At 70.1% G+C, this 17,473-nt stretch carries 5 protein-coding genes; all 5 read left to right on the top strand.

Features of this window, described 5'->3' with window-relative positions; genetic code table 11:
- The first annotated feature begins 47 nt into the window (after window positions 1-47).
- On the top strand, window positions 48-8,921 hold the full coding sequence (locus tag QFZ67_RS12310; protein ID WP_373429994.1) for an amino acid adenylation domain-containing protein: 8,874 nt from the start codon (window positions 48-50) through the stop codon (window positions 8,919-8,921).
- Between the two features lie 217 nt (window positions 8,922-9,138).
- On the top strand, window positions 9,139-9,465 hold the full coding sequence (locus tag QFZ67_RS12305) for a helix-turn-helix domain-containing protein (RefSeq protein WP_307661124.1): 327 nt from the start codon (window positions 9,139-9,141) through the stop codon (window positions 9,463-9,465).
- 172 nt (window positions 9,466-9,637) lie between these two features.
- A complete protein-coding gene (locus QFZ67_RS12300; RefSeq protein ID WP_307661123.1) occupies window positions 9,638-15,193 on the top strand; it encodes a type I polyketide synthase in 5,556 nt (1,851 codons plus the stop codon).
- Window positions 15,194-15,264: 71 nt separating this feature from the next.
- Window positions 15,265-15,750: a hypothetical protein gene (locus QFZ67_RS12295; RefSeq protein ID WP_307661122.1), complete on the top strand. Its 486-nt coding sequence runs from the start codon at window positions 15,265-15,267 to the stop codon at window positions 15,748-15,750.
- Complete coding sequence (locus tag QFZ67_RS12290; protein ID WP_373429993.1) at window positions 15,722-17,455, top strand: 3-deoxy-7-phosphoheptulonate synthase; 1,734 nt, start codon at window positions 15,722-15,724, stop codon at window positions 17,453-17,455. Before QFZ67_RS12295 ends, QFZ67_RS12290 begins: the two co-directional genes overlap by 29 nt.
- The last annotated feature ends 18 nt before the right edge of the window (window positions 17,456-17,473 follow it).

Here is a 17,473-nt window from a genome sequence, read left to right as displayed (position 1 = left end):
CGATCGTCCGCACATCGCACGATGACTCAGGTGGGAGTGACAAAGCAGTGGACACCTCTTCCGACTCGCTGGTCGAGGCGCTTCGGGCATCTCTGATCGAGAATGACCGACTCCGCCAGCAGAACCAGCAGTTGACCGATGCGGCCGGCGAGCCGCTGGCCATTGTCGGGATGGCCTGTCGGCTGCCGGGCGGCGTCACCGCGCCCGAGGACCTGTGGCGGCTCGTCACCGACGGCGAGGATGCAGTCGGACCGTTCCCCTCGGACCGGGGCTGGGACGTCGAGGGGCTGTTCCACCCGGAACCCGGCCGCCCGGGGACCTCGTACACCCGCGAGGGCGGGTTCCTGTACGACGCGGCGGACTTCGACGCGGCCTTCTTCGGTATCTCGCCCCGTGAGGCGGCGACGATGGACCCCCAGCAGCGGCTGCTGCTGGAGTGTTCCTGGGAGGCCCTCGAACGCGCCGGGATGGACCCGAAGTCCCTCGCCGGCAGCCGGTCCGGCGTGTTCTTCGGCCTGATGTACCACGACTACCTGGGCAACACCAGTTCGGGAAGCCTGGCCTCGGGCCGGATCTCCTACACCCTCGGCCTCGAGGGCCCGGCGATGACGGTGGACACCGCCTGTTCGTCGTCGCTGGTGGCGCTGCACTCGGCCGCGACGGCGCTGCGCCAGGGGGAGTGCTCGCTGGCGCTGGTCGGCGGCGCCACGGTGATGGCGACACCGCAGGCGTTCGTCGAGCTGTCCCGGCAGCGGGTGCTCTCCCCCGACGGCCGGTCCAAGTCGTTCTCCGCGGCCGCCGACGGTGCCGGATGGTCCGAGGGCGCGGGCGTCATCGCCGTGGAACGCCTCTCGGACGCGCAGCGGCTGGGGCACCGGGTGCTGGCCGTGGTGCGTGGTTCCGCGCTCAACCAGGATGGCGCGAGCAGCGGGTTCTCCGCGCCCAACGGTCCGGCGCAGCAGCGCCTGATCCGCCAGGCGCTGACGAATGCCGGTTTGTCCACTTCGGACGTGGACGTCGTGGAGGCGCACGGTACGGGCACCACGCTGGGTGACCCGATCGAGGCCCAGGCCCTGCTGGCGACCTACGGACAGGACCGTCCGGCCGACCGCCCCCTGCTGCTGGGAGCGTTGAAGTCCAACGTCGGGCACACTCAGGCGGCGGCGGGTGTCGTCGGCATGATCAAGATGGTGCTCGCCCTGCGGCACGGTGTTGTGCCGGGCACACTGCACCTGGACACTCCCAGTCCGCAGGTCGACTGGTCGGCGGGGGCCGTGGAGCTTGTGGCCAAGACCAGGCCGTGGCCGGAGACGGACGGTCCGCGGCGGGCCGCGGTGTCCTCGTTCGGCATCAGCGGGACCAACGCTCACGTGATCCTGGAGCAGGCGCCCGAGCCGCCCGCCGCGGACGGCCGGGCCACCGGCACCGACGACCAGGTGCCCTGGGTGCTGTCGGCCCGGTCCGCGACGGCCCTGCGCGGCCAGGCCGCCCGGCTGCTGTCGTTCGCGGAGTCGCACGACGACGTGCGGCCGCATGACGTCGGCCGTGCCCTCACCGCGCGGTCGGTCTTCGAGCACCGCGCCGTCCTCGTCGGCCGTCACCGTGCGGAGTTCCTGAGCGGGCTGCGGGCCCTGGCCGACGGCAAGGACGCCTTGGGTGGGGTACACGGCAAGGTGCACGCCACCGGCCGGACGGTGTTCGTGTTCCCCGGTCAGGGTTCGCAGTGGGCGCGGATGGGCGTCGGCCTGCTGGACACCGAACCCGTCTTCGCCCGCGAGCTGGAAGCCTGCGACGAAGCGTTGCGGGAGTACGTGGACTGGTCGCTGCTGGACGTGTTGCGCGAGGCTCCTGGCGCCCCCGGGCTGGAGAGTGACGACGTCGTCCAGCCCGCCCTCTTCGCGGTCGCGGTGTCGCTTGCCGCCCTCTGGCGCTCACACGGCGTCGAGCCGGCCGCCGTGCTGGGGCACAGCCAGGGCGAAATCGCCGCCGCCTATGTCGCCGGCGCCCTCACCCTGAAGGACGCGGCACGGATCGTGGCGCTGCGCAGCCAGGAGATCGTGCGCGTCATGGCGGGTCGCGGCGGCATGGTCGCCGTGGCGGTCGCGGCCGACGTGCTGCCCGGGTATCTCGAGCCGTGGTCCGGCAGGCTGACGGTGGCCGCGGTCAACAGCCCGCTGTCGGCGGTCGTTTCGGGGGACGACGCCGCGCTTGAGGAACTACTCGCCCGGTGCAAGGCCGACGGTATCCGCGCACGCCGGGTTCCGGTGACGTACGGCTCCCACTCGCCGCAGGTGGACGAGCTTCGCGACCGCCTGCTGTCGGAACTGGCTCCGGTGCGGCCGGTGCGCTCGACGGTGCCGTTCTTCTCGACCGTGACCGGCGACTGGCTCGAAACCACCGGGATGGACGCCGACTACTGGTTCCGGAACCTGCGTCGGCAGGTCAGGTTCGCGGCGTCGGTCACGGCCCTCGCCGAGCAGGGCTTCGACTCCTTCATCGAGGTCAGCCCGCATCCGGTTCTCGTTCCCGCGGTCGAGGAGACCCTGGCGGAGGCGGGCAGTCCGTTCTGCGCGCTCGGCACCTTGCGAAACGGCAAGGGTGACCGGCAGCAACTGCTCACGGCGCTGGGAGAGGCGTTCGTCGGTGGCGTACCGGTGAACTGGCCGTCGGTGCTTCCGGGCGGCGACGCCGAGTACGTCGACCTGCCGACGTACGCCTTCCAGAAGAAGCGTTTCTGGATCAACACCGACGCTCCGGGCAGTGCGTCGACCGAACCCGATCCCCTCGAGTCGCTGCTGCCCGAGGACGACAACCGGGACGAGGTGCGTGAGGGACTGCTCTCGGGGTCGGACGAAGAGCGCCACGCCGCCGCGCTCGACCTTGTCAGCGGGACGGTCGCGGCCGTGCTCAGGCACAGCTCGACCGACGACATCGCCGCGGACGACGCGTTCCTCGACCTGGGGTTCGACTCCCTCACGGCGCTGGAGGCCCGTAACCGCCTGAACCGCGCGACCGGGCTGAGCCTGCCGCTGAGCATGGTGTTCGACCACCCCACCCCGGACGCGCTCGCCCGCTTCATCCTGTCGGAGGTCACCGCACGGGCGGGTACCGAGGCCGGCGCCGAGTCGGACGACGACCTCCTGCGGTTCGCCGCGGAGCGCCGGCAGGGGACAGCCGCGGACGACCGGATCCCGATGTCCTTCGGTCAGCAACGGCTGTGGGCCCTCGACCAGATGGTCCCCGACAGCCCCGCGTACAACGTGGTCATGGCGCTCGCGCTGCACGGATCGCTGGAGCCGGAGGTGATGGAGAAGGCCGTCAACGAGGTCGTCCGGCGGCACGACATCCTGCGCACCACGTTCCCCAGCGCCGAGGGGCAGGCCTGGCAGAAGATCGCGCCGAGCATGACGATCCCGGTGCCGGTAGTCGACCTGGAAGGGGTCCCCGCACCGGAGCGGGAGGCGGAGTACGAGCGGCTCGTCGGGGTGGAGGCCCGGCATGTGTTCGACCTTGCCGAGGGCCCGCTGACGCGGGTGAGGCTGTTCCGCGTCGGTCCTGCCGAGTACCGGATGGTGGTCAATCTGCACCACATCATCGCGGACGCGTGGTCGGGCGGCATCCTCGGCCGGGAGATCGGGGCCGCCTACGAGGCCTTCGCCGACGGGAGGACTCCCGCGCTGCCGGCCCTGGCCGTGCAGTACGCCGACTACGCCCTCTGGGAGCGCCGGCGGTTCGACGACGAGCGGCTCGCCGCCAGGCTGGCGAACCTGCGTGAACTGATGGGTGACGCCACGACCGGCGTGAAGCTGTTGACGGACCGGCCCCGACCCGCGGTCCAGCAGTTCCGGGGCGGCGCCATGAGCTTTGACGTCGGCGACGAACTCGCCACCGCGCTCCGCTCGTTCAGCGCCGAGCACGGCGTCACGCTCTTCACCACGCTGCTGTCCGCCCTCAAGGTGGTGCTTTACCGATACGCGGGCGACACCGAGAGCTCGGGTGACGTGGTGGTCGGGACGGCGATGGCCAACCGGCAGCACGAGGCCGTCCAGGACCTCATCGGCTTCTTCGTGAACACGGTGGTCCTGAAGACCGGCATGGGCGACGATCCCACCGTCGCGGAACTGCTCGGCCGGGTCGGCGAGGTGGTCAAGCAGGGGTTCGACCACCAGGACGTCCCCTACGACGCGCTGGTCGCGGAGCTGAGCCCGGAACGAGGGGCGACGTCCAACCCGCTGTTCCAGGTCGTCTTCGACATGAAGCGCCACAGCGGGAACTCCGGGCCGGGCGGCGCGGCATTCGCCGACGTCGTCGAAATCCACAATGACACCGCCAAGTTCGACATCGAGATCTCGGTGACCGAGCTGCCCGACTCGCTCCTGGTCGACGCCGAGTACAACAGCGACATCTTCGACCACGCCACCATCGAACGCCTGCTGGCGGGATACCGGGTGCTGCTCGAGGCGTTCGCCGGCTCGCTGGAGCGGCGGGTGTCGGAGCTCCCCGTCCTGCCGTCCGCGATCGAGCACCAGCTCCTGGTCGAGTGGAACGACACCGCCCACGAGTATCCGGACGAGCAGATCCGGTGCCTGCACACCCTGATCGAGGACCAGACCGACCGGACGCCGGACGCCGTCGCGGTGACGTTCGAGGGCGAGGACATCACCTTCGCCGAACTCGACCGCCGTGCCAACCGGGTGGCCCACCGGCTGCGCGGGATGGGAGTCGGTCCCGACCAGCCCGTCGCCATCTCCGTCGAACGGTCGCTGGAGATGGTGGTCGGCCTGCTCGGCATCCTGAAGGCCGGCGGCGCCTATCTGCCGATCGACCCGACGTATCCGGCGCAGCGAGTGGCGTTCATGCTGTCCGACGCGGACCCGCGCATCCTGCTGACCCAGCAGCGACTTATCGACCAGCTTCCGGAACACCAGGCCGTGGTGATCCCTCTGGACCGGGCGGGGGAGTTCGACAGCGAGCCCGACACCCGTCCGGACTGCACCGCCGGCATGGACGACCTGGTGTACATGATCTACACCTCGGGCTCGACCGGACGGCCCAAGGCGGCGATGATGACGCATCGCGGCGTTGTCAACCGGCTGTTGTGGAAGCAGGAGTACTTCGGTCTCACGCCGGACGACCGGGTGCTGCAGAAGACCCCGTTCAGCTTCGACGTGTCCGTGTGGGAGTTCTTCTGGCCGCTGCTGACGGGTACGCGGATGGTGGTCGCCCGACCGGAGGGTCACAAGGACCCCGAGTACCTCTCCACCTTGATCCAGGAGCAGGGCATCACGACCCTGCACTTCGTTCCCTCGATGCTCCGGGTCTTTCTCCAGCATCCCGGCATCGAGCGCTGCCGGTCGATCACCCGGGTGATCGCCAGCGGGGAGGCGCTGCCCACGTCGTCGATCCAGTCGTGCTACGACCAGCTGCCGGGGGCGACCCTCTACAACCTCTGGGGGGCGACCGAGTGCTCGGTCGACAGCACCTGCTGGGAGTGCCCGCGCGACATCGGGTCCTCCGTCGTGTCGCTGGGCCCGCCGATCCACAACACCCAGATCTACGTCCTGGACCGGCATCTCAGTCCGGTGCCGATCGGCGCGCCCGGCGAGGCGTACATCGGCGGTGTCGGCGTGGCGCGCGGCTACTACAACAGGCCCGAGCTGACCGAGCAGCGCTTCCTGCCGGACCCCTTCAGCTCCGAGCCCGGCGCCACGCTGTACCGCACCGGTGACCTGGCCCGGTTCCGGGCCGACGGGTCGATGGAGTTCCTGGGCCGGACCGACTTCCAGGTCAAGGTGCGCGGGATGCGCATCGAACTGGGGGAGATTGAGGCGGGCCTGGGCAAGCACCCCGCCGTGCGCGATGTCGTGGTGATGGCCCGCGAGCTCACGCCGGACGCCCAGGACAAGCAGCTCATCGCGTACATCGTCCCCGAGGAAGGGGCGACCGCCCCGGAGGCTTCGGCCGCCGGCAGGGAAGAGGAACGACAGCGCCTCTTCGACGAGACCGGCTGGAACGGCAGCTACACCGAGAAGCAGCTGTCGGAGGAGGAGACGCGCGCCCGGCTCGACTCGACGGTGGAACGCGTGCTGGCGCTGCGGCCCCGGCGCGTGCTCGAGATCGGCATCGGCACCGGCGAGCTGCTGGCCAGGATCGCCCCGCACACCACCGCGTACTGGGGGACCGACCTCTCCGGTACAGCGGTCGACCATGTGCGCGACCAGGTCGTGCCCACTCTTCCCGAAGAGGCCGGCATACAGCTGTTCCACCGCGAGGAGAACGACTTCAGCGCCTTTGCCGACGAGCAGTTCGACGTCGTGATCCTCAACTCGGCCGCGCAGTACGTCCCGGACTCCGGCTACCTGCGCGAGGTCATCGGCACGGCCCTGGCACACGTGCGGCCCGGCGGCGCCGTGTTCCTCGGCGACGTGCGGAGCCTGCCGATGCTCGACGCCTTCCACACGGAGGTCGAGCTCGAGCGTGCCGAGCCGGGGCTCACCGTCGGCCTGCTGCGCAGCCGGGTCCGGCAGCGCACGGCGCACGAGAAGGAACTCCTGCTCGCGCCCGAGTTCTTCACCGCGCTGCGTGCGGAGATCCCTGCGATCTCCCGGGTCGAGATGATGCTCAAGAGCGGCGACGACCACAACGAGGTGACCCGGTACCGCTACGACGTGGCCCTGCACGTGGGCCAGGCCGTCGCCGACCTGCCCCGCCCGGCACGGGTGGCCTGGACGTCGATGGACGCCGTCCGCCGCATCCTCACGGAGGAGCGGCCGGACGGGCTGGAGGTCAACGGCGTCCCCAACGCCAGGGTCGCCTCGATCAACGCCTTCCTGGCCGCGATGAACGACGCCTCCGACGAGACCGCCGTCGACGATCTTCTCCGTTCGGACGTCGCCGAGGGTGTCGAGCCCGAGGTGTGCCGTCAACTGGGCGAGGAGCTTGGCTATCTGGCCGACATCGCCTGGGCGGGCGGAAGGACCGACGGCAGGTACCGAGTGACGTTCCGGCGTCCGGAGACCGAGTACCTCGCCGACTGGACGGACCCGGCCGACCCGGGGCGCTCGCCGCGGCACTACGCCAACAACCCGAGGCTGTCCGAGCTGGGCCGCTGGCTGACCGCGGAGGCCGCGACCTTCCTGCGGGACAGCGTCCCGGAGTTCATGGTGCCCTCGGCAGTCGTCGCGCTCGCCGAGTTCCCGATCAACGCCAACGGAAAGCTGGACCGCGGTGCGCTGCCGCTGCCGCTGCGGGGCATGCAGCCGACGGAGAGGATCGTCGCGCCGCGCACCCGGTTCGAGGAGCAGCTCGCGGTCATCTGGGCCGATGTGCTGGGCCTGGACGAGGTGAGCGTCGACCGGGGCTTCTTCGCCCTCGGAGGCGACTCCCTGCTCGGCATCCAGATGGTCAGCCGGGCCACCGCCAAGGGGATGGCCCTCACCCCGCAGGACGTGTTCCAGAGCCCCACCATCACGGAGCTGGCGGTGCTGGCCGAGACCCGGGGCCCGGTGCGAGCGCCGACCGTGGTCGAGCGGGATCCGCAGCTGCTGGAGTGGGCGCGGTCGCGCTATCCCGACGCCGCGGACGCCTACCCGGCGACCGGGATGCAGCAGAGCGCACTGGAGGCCATCGAGCGGGCGCCCGACTCCGGTGTCTACGTCACCCACCAGCGGTTCCAGTTCATAGGTCAGAAACTGGACCCGAGCGCGCTCGAGCGGGCGTGGCAGTACACCGTGGACCAGTTCCCCTCGCTGCGCACCAGCTATGTCCGTGACGAGGCCGGCCAGTGGATCCAGGTGGTCCGTACGGACGTGCGGATCCAGATCGACACGTACGACCTCCGTGCCGCCTCCCCGGTGGAGCAGGAGCGCCGGATCAGCGCCTACATCGAGGCGGAAAGGAGGCGCGGCTTCAACGGTCCGCCGCCCAAGACGCGGCTGGGTCTGTTCCGCCTGGCGGACGACGCCTTCGAGTACATCCACTTCTTCACCCTGCTCGCGCAGGACGGTTGGAGCGCGGCGATGATGCTGCGCACCCTCCTCGACACCTACGAGAGCCTGACGGCCGGCCGCGAGCCGATCGTCGTGCCCCCGGCGTCCGCCTACGGCGACTTCTGCGTGGAGCAGGGTCAGCGGGACACGAGTGACGCCGAGGAGTTCTGGCGACAGGAGCTGGCCGGCGTGGAGCTCCCCGGGGCATCCATCACGCTGCCTCCCCAGGAGCGGCGGACCGACGTCCCGGTGCCGGTCCAGCAGGAGTTCGTGCCGGTCTCCGAGGAGACCGCGAACGAGCTCACGGCGCTGGCGCGGAGCCATGGCCTCAGCGTCAACAGCGTTGTGTACGGTGCGTGGGCCATCATGGTCAGCGCCATCACGGGCTCGCCGGACGTGGTCTGCGGTGCGCTCATGTCCGGGCGCAGCACCACGTCGGTCGACGTGGACCAGGCGGCGGGTCTGATGTTCAACATTCTCCCGGTGGGGACCACAGTGGATCCCGCTGCTCCTCTGCTGCCCTGGCTGGCCGAGGTTCAGGCGAGGATCTCCGCCATCAGCGACTACGAGTACTTCTCGCCGGCGGCCCTGCGCGACGTGACCGGAGTGCCTGCCGGGGAGCCGCTCTTCGAGAGCTACGTCGTCAACGAGAACGTGCCGGGCATGACGGCCGGTCTGGGCCGGCTCATGTCGGTCCTCGGAGCGGCGACCCCGGTCCAGGTCCTGGCCCAGACCGAGCATCCGCTGCGCGTTGAGATTCACTTCACGGACCAGTTCTCCGTGATCGCGGCCAACCACCGGTCCGGCTACTTCCCCGACGGGGCGGTGGCTCGCTGGATGAAGGAGTACGTGCGGCTACTTTCGGCCATCGTGGCGAATCCTGAGCGCCCTGTCGGTGACTTGGTCTCCGAGTGTGCGGCACAGGTCCGGTAAATCCTCCCTAAAGAATGGCTGGCGTCACTCAAGGGATTCCGTCAAGTGCGCAGGGTAACGCGTTGCGTGGTAGGTGCAGTGGTGCGAGACACTCTCCAGAAAATGACGTGCCGGGATCGGCAAGTGCATGTTAGAGTCGATCTTGAATGCAAATCACGTTGCTGCTTCCCTTCGGGCCTCTTTGAGGGCCCGAAGGGTGGTCACTGGGGAGAACTTCGTGATAATACGCTCCATTGTGGACGATCATCGGGCCGAAGAGCTTGCCTCGCTATTGCGGGTGCTCCGGGAACGGGCCGGGATGACCCAAGAGGAATTAGCAGACAGTTCCGGCCTGAGTATCCGGACAATCTCGGATCTGGAACGCGGCCGTACAACCACCCCGCAGCGGCGGTCAATCGCGCTGCTCGCCGGTGCCCTGTGCATCGAAGGGGACTCGCTGGACCACTTCCGGCAGGCTGCACGGGGCCGGTCTGTGGCGCAATGTCCGGACTGTGCGGCCACGTTGCAGCTGGACGAGCTGTTCCAGCAGAAGCGATCAGCTTGACCTGTGGGCGGTCATCCGCCGACCCCACCGGCCGCGTCGTGCGGCCGGTGGCTCTTTCTGAGTCCTCACCCGCCCGACGGCAAGTCTCGGGCATCCGGGTGATCTATTCCGCCTTCCAGTCGAAGTGCTGCAATGCGCCGGCCGGGATATGCGGCTGCACCGGGGGAGAAGTATGGCTAACGAGCAGAAGTACCTGGAGTACCTACGGCGTGCCACCGCCGAGTTGCAGGATCTGCGTCGCCAGTTAAAGGAGACGCGGGACCGGGCCGAGGAGCCCATGGCAATCGTTGGTATGGCATGCCGGTACCCGGGTGGAGTGACCTCTCCCGACGAGCTGTGGAATTTGGTCACCCATGCGGAAGACGCGGTGACCGATTTCCCCCGAGATCGCGGCTGGGACATCTCGGGGCTTTACGATCCCGATCCCGATGTTGCGGACAAGAGTTATGTCCGCAATGGTGGATTCATTTCCGACGCCGCATTCTTCGACGCGGACTTCTTCGATATAAGCCCGCGTGAAGCTGAGTCGATGGACCCGCAGCACAGGCTGCTGCTCGAGTGCTCCGCGGAGGCATTCGAGCGCGCAGGTATCAAGCTGGACACCCTCCGTGGAAACCGGGTCGGGGTATTCAACGGCATCATGTCGTCCGGCACATCCAGCGACGCCGCCAGCATGGCGGCCGGGCGGGTGGCCTATGCGTTCGGCCTGGAGGGGCCGGCACTGGTCGTCGACACGGCCTGCTCGTCGTCCCTGGTCGCCCTGCATCTCGCCTGCCAGGCACTGGAGAACGACGACTGCTCGCTCGCCCTGGTCGGCGGGGCCACAGTGATGTCGACACCGGATACGTTCGTGTACTTCAGCCGGCAGCGTGGGCTGTCGCCGGACGGCCGGTGCAAGTCCTACGGCGCGGGAGCGGACGGGACCGGATTCGCCGAAGGCGCCGGGGTGTTGCTGCTCGAGCGGCTGTCTGACGCGCGTCGTCTCGGCCATCCCGTGCTCGCGGTGGTCAAGGGGTCGGCGGTCAACCAGGACGGCAGGTCGAACGGGATCACGGCACCCAACGGCCCCTCTCAGCAACGGGTGATCCGGGAGGCGATGAGCAGGGCGCGCGTCGTCCCGTCCGACGTGGACGTCGTGGAGGGCCACGGCACGGGCACCCGGCTGGGCGACCCGATCGAGGCCCAGGCGCTCCTCGCCACATACGGCTCGGACCGGCCCGCGGACAGACCTCTTCTGCTCGGCTCGATCAAGTCGAACATCGGCCACACGCAGGCCGCCGCAGGCGTGGCGGGCGTCATCAAGATGGTGCAGGCCATGCGGCACGGTGTGGTGCCGCCCTCGCTGCACGCCGACTCGCCCTCGCCACAGGTCGACTGGTCCTCCGGGGCAGTCGATCTGGTGACCCGCACGACGCCGTGGCCGGACACCGGCCGGGCCCGCCGCGCGGCGGTCTCGTCCTTCGGCCTCAGCGGGACCAACGCTCACGTGATCCTTGAGCAGGCTCCCGAGCCGCAGGTCCCCGACTACGCCGGCACGCCGGTGCCGACGGGCGCCGCGCCGTGGATCCTGTCCGCTCGAACCGAGGACGCGCTGCAGGGACAGGCCGAGCGCCTGCGGTCCTGGATGCACGGGCACGAGGAGGTGGACCCGGTCGACGTCGCGGTGGCGTTGGCGACCAGGCGCGGGGCCATGCCGGTCCGGGCAGCGGTGCTCGGGACCAGCCGGGCGGATCTGTTGCACGGGCTCGAGGCCCTGGCGGGCGGTGAACCCGCCGCGAACGTGTTCCGGACACGTGCCCGGTCCGACGGCCACCTCGCCGTGATGTTCACCGGCCAGGGCTCGCAGCGCCCCCGCATGGGGCAGGACCTCTACGTGAAGTACCCGGTGTTCGCCGAGGCGTTCGACGCGGTGTGCGCCGCCGTGGACGACTATCTGACACGTCCGCTGAAATCTGTGGTCTTCGCGCGTCCGGACACCGCGGACGCCCGTCTGCTGGACCGAACCGAGTACACCCAGGCGGCGACCTTCGCCCTGGAGGTGGCGCTCTACCGCCTGACCGAGAGCTGGGGCGTCCGGCCGGCCTTCGTCGCCGGGCACTCGGTGGGCGAGCTCGCCGCCGCGCACGTGGCCGGTGTGTGGTCGCTGCCCGACGCCGCGAAGGTGGTGGCCGAGCGAGGGCGGTTGATGGGCGCTCTGCCGGACGGCGGTGCGATGGTGGCCGTGGCGGCCCCCGAGAAGTGGCTGCGCGAGCTGCTGGTGTCGCTCGACGCCGATGTGAGTGTGGCCGCGGTGAACGGCCCGTCCGCCGTGGTGATTTCCGGGGACGAGGCGCTGGTCGGCAAGGTCGCCGCCGCCTGCCGGGCCGAAGGCGTACGGACGAAGCCGCTGCGCACGTCGCACGCCTTCCACTCCGCGCGGATGGAACCGATGCTGGACGCCTTCGCCGAGGTACTGGCCTCGGTGACCTTCCAGGCGCCCCGGCTGCCCCTGGTGTCGAACGTGACCGGAGCCCTGCTCACCGACGATCAGGCCTGCTCGGCCGCCTACTGGGTCTCGCACGTACGCGAGACCGTGCGCTTCGCCGACGGCGTGCGCACTCTGCACGGGCAGGGCGTGTCGCGGTTCGTCGAACTCGGCCCGGACGCCGCGCTGATCATTGCCGCACAGGACACGCTCGCGGGGGACACGGCCGGGGAAGAGCAGGACTCCGGAGCGGAGCTGTTCACCGCTCTTCTGCGCCGTGGCCGACCGGATGTCGACTCCGCCCTGTCCGCGGTCGCGCGGCTGCACACCGATGGTGTCGCGGTGGACTGGGACACGGTGTTCGGCGGACATCCGGGACCGTGGGTCGATCTCCCGACCTATGCCTTCCAGGGAAAGCGCTACTGGACCGATCCGTCCGCGGGCGCGGTCGACGCCGGCGGGCTGGGGCTCGGCGCGGTGGAGCACCCGTTCCTTCGCGCGGCGGCGGACCTGCCCGGCTCCCACGAACTCCTGCTGACCGGGCGGGTGTCCACCGAGACGCAGCCCTGGCTGGCCGATCACGCGCTGTGGGGATCGGCGCTGCTGCCGGGCACGGGGCTCGTCGAGATGGTGGCGAGGGCCGGCGAGGCCGCGGGCTGTCCGGTAGTGCGGGACCTGATCCTGCACTCACCCTTGATGCTGCCCGATGGCACCGCTGTGCATCTGCGTGTCGCGCTGTCCGAACCGGACGCCGACGGCGCCCGCTCCCTCACCCTTCACTCGCGCCGCGAGGACGCCCTCGCGGAGGACCCGTGGGCGCTCCACGCGTCGGGAACGCTGATCCCGGAACAGGCCGTTGTCCCCGACACGGCGGAACTCACCGGGAACTGGCCGCCGCACGACACCGTCGCGGTGGACATCGACGGGGCGTACGAGCGGCTCGCGGCACGGGGCTATGACTACGGTCCGGCGTTCCAAGGGGTGCGTGCGATCTGGCGCCGCGGCGACGACGTGTTCGTCGACGTCGCCCTGCCGGATGCCCGGCACGGTGAGGCCGACGGCTTCGTCCTCCACCCGGCTCTGTGGGACTCGGCGATGCACGCGTTGGCGCTGGTCGGTTACGACGACGTGGACGGTGAGACCCGGCTGCCCTACTCCTGGCAGGGCTTGTCGGTCCACGCCAGGGGCGCCGTGGCGATGCGAGCCCGGCTCTCGGCGTCCGGCGAGGAGGCTCTCTCCTTCACCGCCGTGGACCCGTCGGGAGCGCCGCTGGTCTCGGTGGAGACGGTGGGCCTGCGGGCCGTGTCGGCCGAGCAGATGACCGCGCCCGACTCGACGGAGGAGTCGCTGTTCCACGTCGAGTGGGTGCCGGCGAACGCCGCTCTGCCACGTGACCGTTCCGCGCGGCCGACGGGCAGATGGGCCGTGATCGGGCCGGATGACGTCCGGCTGACGGGTGCTCTACGGGCGGAGTGGGGTGACGGCCTGTGGTACGCGGACTTCGCCGCCCTGCGGCAGTCGCTCGACTCCGGTGCCGCGGCGCCCGCACTGGTGCTTCTGATGCAGCCGCCGGCCGACGCCGGGAGCGGAGTTCCGGCAGCCGTTCGCGACGCGGCCTCGCGCACGCTGTCGCTCGTGCAGTCCTGGCTGGCCGACGAACGGCTGGCGGCATCACGGCTGGCGGTCATCACGCGCGGCGCGGTGAGGGGAGACGCACACGACGTCGCCGGTGCCGCGGTCTGGGGTCTGCTCCGGGCCGCGCAGACCGAACACCCGGACCGCTTCATCCTCGTGGACGTCGACGACACCGAGGCGTCCGGCCGCGCGCTGCCCGCTCTCGCCGTGCTGGACGAGCATCAGGTGGCGATCCGCGAGGGCGACATGATGGTTCCCCGGCTGGCGAAACTGCCCCTTCCGGCGCCGTCGGCGCCGTCGTTGGACCCCACCGGCACGGTGATGATCACTGGCGCCATGGGGGCGCTGGGTGCCGCGATGGCCAGGCATCTGGTCACCGGGCACGGTGCGCGCCGGCTCCTGCTGGTGAGCCGTCGAGGCCCTGCGGCCGAGGGCTCCGCGGAGCTCGCGGCGGAACTGCGCGAGCTCGGCGCACAGGTGTCGATCGTCGCGTGCGACGTGTCCGACCGTGCCGATCTGGCCGCGGTGCTCTCAGGCATCCCGGCGGACAGCCCGCTGACCGGGGTCGTGCACGCGGCGGGTGTCGTGGCCGACGGGATGATCGAGACGCTCACCGAGGAGCAGCTGGACAAGGTGTTCCGGCCCAAGGTGGACGCGGCCTGGAACCTCCACGAACTGACCAGGGAACTGGACCTGCGGCTGTTCGCGATGTTCTCCTCCTTCGCGGGCACCCTGGGCGGTGCCGGGCAGGCGAACTACGCGGCGGCAAACGCCTTCCTCGACGCACTGGCCGAGCACCGCCGCGGTCTGGGCCTGCCGGCGCAGTCCCTGGCGTGGGGGGCGTGGGAGGCAGACGGCGGCATGCTGGACAGGCTGGCCGACGCCGACCGTGCCCGCGTGGCCCGCATCGGGTTGACCGCGCTGTCCACCAAGGAGGGACTCGAGCTCTTCGACCTGGCGTGCGGCACCGACGAGCCCGCGGTCGTGCCCGTACGGCTGGATGTCAAGGCGCTCCGGCAGACGTTCTCGCGGGCCGAGCAGGTGCCGCCGCTGCTGCGCGGTCTCGTCCGCCTGCCGAGGTCGAAGGCCGTCGGCAGGGCCGACCAGTCGGCCGCCCTCCGCTCCCGGCTGGCGGGTCTGCCGGAGCCGGACCGGCGGCGTGAAGTCCTGGTCGTCGTACGCGAACACGTGGCCGCGGTGCTCGGGCACCCGAGTCCGGCGTCCGTGCTGGTGGACCGTGGATTCCTCGATCTGGGCCTGGACTCGCTGACGGGGGTCGAGCTGCGTAACCGGCTGGACGTCGTCACCGGGCTGCGACTGCCCTCGACCTTGATCTTCGACTATCCGAGTCCGCAGGCTCTGGCCGACTATCTCGTGCAGAGAATTCAGCCGCCGGAGGTTGCTCAGGACGGACCCGTCGCCGACGACGCCCACGTCCGGCGGGCCCTGGCAGCCATCCCGGTGGACCGGTTGAGGGCCGCCGGCGTCCTGGACACGCTGCTGCGCCTCGCCCGGGAACCCGGAGCCGACAGCGCGCCCGGCCCGACGGCGGAGTCCGCGGCGAACACGATCAAGAACATGGCCGCCGAGGACCTGGTGCGGCTGGCGCTCGGTCGCGGCGACTCGTGACGGGCACACGAGCACATTTCCACGGACCGCGTCTCCGTTCAGACCGGCATGAGGCTACCGGGGGTATGCCAATGACAAGCACGTACGCGCCTACCTCGTCCTTCCGGAACCTGAAGGATGCCGGCCGGGTGGCGCCGGGACGGCACATCCTCGGCGTCGTGAACTTCACCGAGAACTGTGCCCACCCCACCACCGACGAGGGCTACCCGTCGGTGGCGATACAGATGACCGAATCGGTCGAGGAAGGCTTCGCCGAGGTGTGGACCTCGGACCGGCCCGTCGAGGCCGGCCTGTTCGGATCGGTTTCCTACGCGCAGGACGGTGAATTCCTGTTCGGCGCCTGCCGCATTCCCGAGCTGGCGGACTACATCGGCGCCACGGAGTCCGTGTACACAGAGGCGCTGGAACTGGCCGAGTCGCTCGGTTATCGGCAGATTTATCGCATCTGGCACTACATCAGCCGGGTGAACGAGGAGAACGCGGCCGGGCTCGAGGTGGTACCGGGAGTTCTGCATCGGCAGGGCGCGGGTGCTCGAACGGTACGGGATCACCGGTGACATGCCGGCGGCGACCGTCATCGGTTCGCACGGCGGCGGGATCGTGCTCTACTTCCTCGCCAGCCGGACCGGCACCCAGGTGAACATCGACAACCCGCGGCAGGTGCCCCCGTACCACTACCCGAGCCGGTACGGCCCCAAGGCGCCGAACTTCGCCCGCGCCACCTACCTGGCGCAGGACAGCGGCGGCGAGCAGATCTATGTCTCGGGCACGGCCGGGATTCTCGGCCACCGGACGATGCACGCCGACGACGTGGAGAGCCAGTGCCGCCTGGCGCTGGAGAACGTCGCGCACGTCATTGGCGCCAGAAACCTGTCCGTTCACGACATCGAGCCGGGCAGCACCCTGGACGACCTGCGCAATATCAAGGTCTACGTGCGTCGCCAGGCGGACATCGCCCGCGTCCAGCGGATCTGCCGGGAAGCGTTCTCCCCGTCGGCCGACATGGTGTTCCTCCATGCCGACATATGCCGGTCCGATCTCCTCGTCGAGCTCGAGGGCATCGTCGCGCGTGAGCACACGCCGGCCACCGCGAAGCCCCCGGCCGAGTGGGAGGCGCTGCCCGCGGCCCAGCAACCGGACTGGCGGGCACATCCCGCCTACCAGAGCGTCCGGGACAAGCTGTCGACGGCCGCGCCCCTGGTGCTTCCCGGCGAGATCCGCGAACTGCGCGCGGAGCTCGCCGAGGTCGCGGCCGGCTCGGCACGTGTGCTGCAGATGGGTGACTGCGCGGAGAGCTTCTACGAAAGCACCCCGGAAGACACCGCGCTGAAGATCACCGCGCTGGACCGGCTGGCCGAGCGGTTCAGCGGCCGGGTCGGCCAGAAGGTGCTGAAGATAGGCCGTCTCGGCGGGCAGTACGCCAAGCCGCGATCCCAGCCGTTCGCGGTGGTCGACGGCGTCGAACTCCCGGCCTTCCGCGGTCACATGGTCAACGCCGAGGGACCCTCGGCCGAGGCCAGGAGGCACGATCCCCTGCGGATGCTGTGGGCCTATCACTTCAGCGACGAAGTGCACCAGGCCCTGCGAGCCCATCGGGGCGAGGCATCCCGCGCCGCCCACCCAGGGCCGTGGTCGAGCCATGACGCGCTGGTCATGGACTATTCCGGCCCTCTGGTACGGGTCGATGAGCCGACCGGTGACCGGTTCCTGGGCACGACGCACTTTCCGTGGGTGGGCGAACGCACCGGCGGCATCGGCGAGGCCCACGTGAAGCTGCTGAGCCTGGTGACCAACCCGGTGGCATGCAAGATCGGGCCCCGATCGACCCCGGAGAGCGTGCTGGGGCTGTGCGCGCTGCTCGACCCCCACCGGGAACCGGGACGGCTGTCGTTGATCGTGCGGATGGGCCGGGACACGATCGGCACCGCGCTCCCCCCGGTCGTGCGCGCCGTGCGTGACGCCGGACACCCCGTCGTGTGGCTCTGCGATCCCATGCACGGCAACACGGTGCGGCTGCCGTCCGGGACCAAGGTGCGGTATCTCGACGATCTGGTCGCGGAGGCCATCGAGTTCCGGCGCATCCTCGAAGACCAGGGCCGGCATGCCGGCGGCCTGCACCTGGAAACCGCCGCCTACGACGTGACGGAATGCGTGGGCGGGCCGGTGGCCCGGGATGAGGACGTGACAGGCAACTACACGACGCTGTGCGACCCCCGGCTGAACTTCGAGCAGGCCGTGGAGCTGGTCGACCGTGTCTTTTGAGTGGCCCAGAGAGCAACA

It is taken from the genome of Streptomyces sp. V1I1 (assembly GCF_030817355.1).
GTDB lineage: Bacteria > Actinomycetota > Actinomycetes > Streptomycetales > Streptomycetaceae > Streptomyces.
Note: the sequence above shows the minus strand (reverse complement) of the source record. Positions and strands in the feature narration are given on the sequence as shown.

Excerpts from the sequence above, each read along its gene's own strand:
- QFZ67_RS12295 (WP_307661122.1), top strand. The coding sequence starts at position 15,265 with ATGACAAGCACGTACGCGCCTACCTCGTCCTTCCGGAACCTGAAGGAT.
- QFZ67_RS12300 (WP_307661123.1), top strand. The coding sequence starts at position 9,638 with ATGGCTAACGAGCAGAAGTACCTGGAGTACCTACGGCGTGCCACCGCC.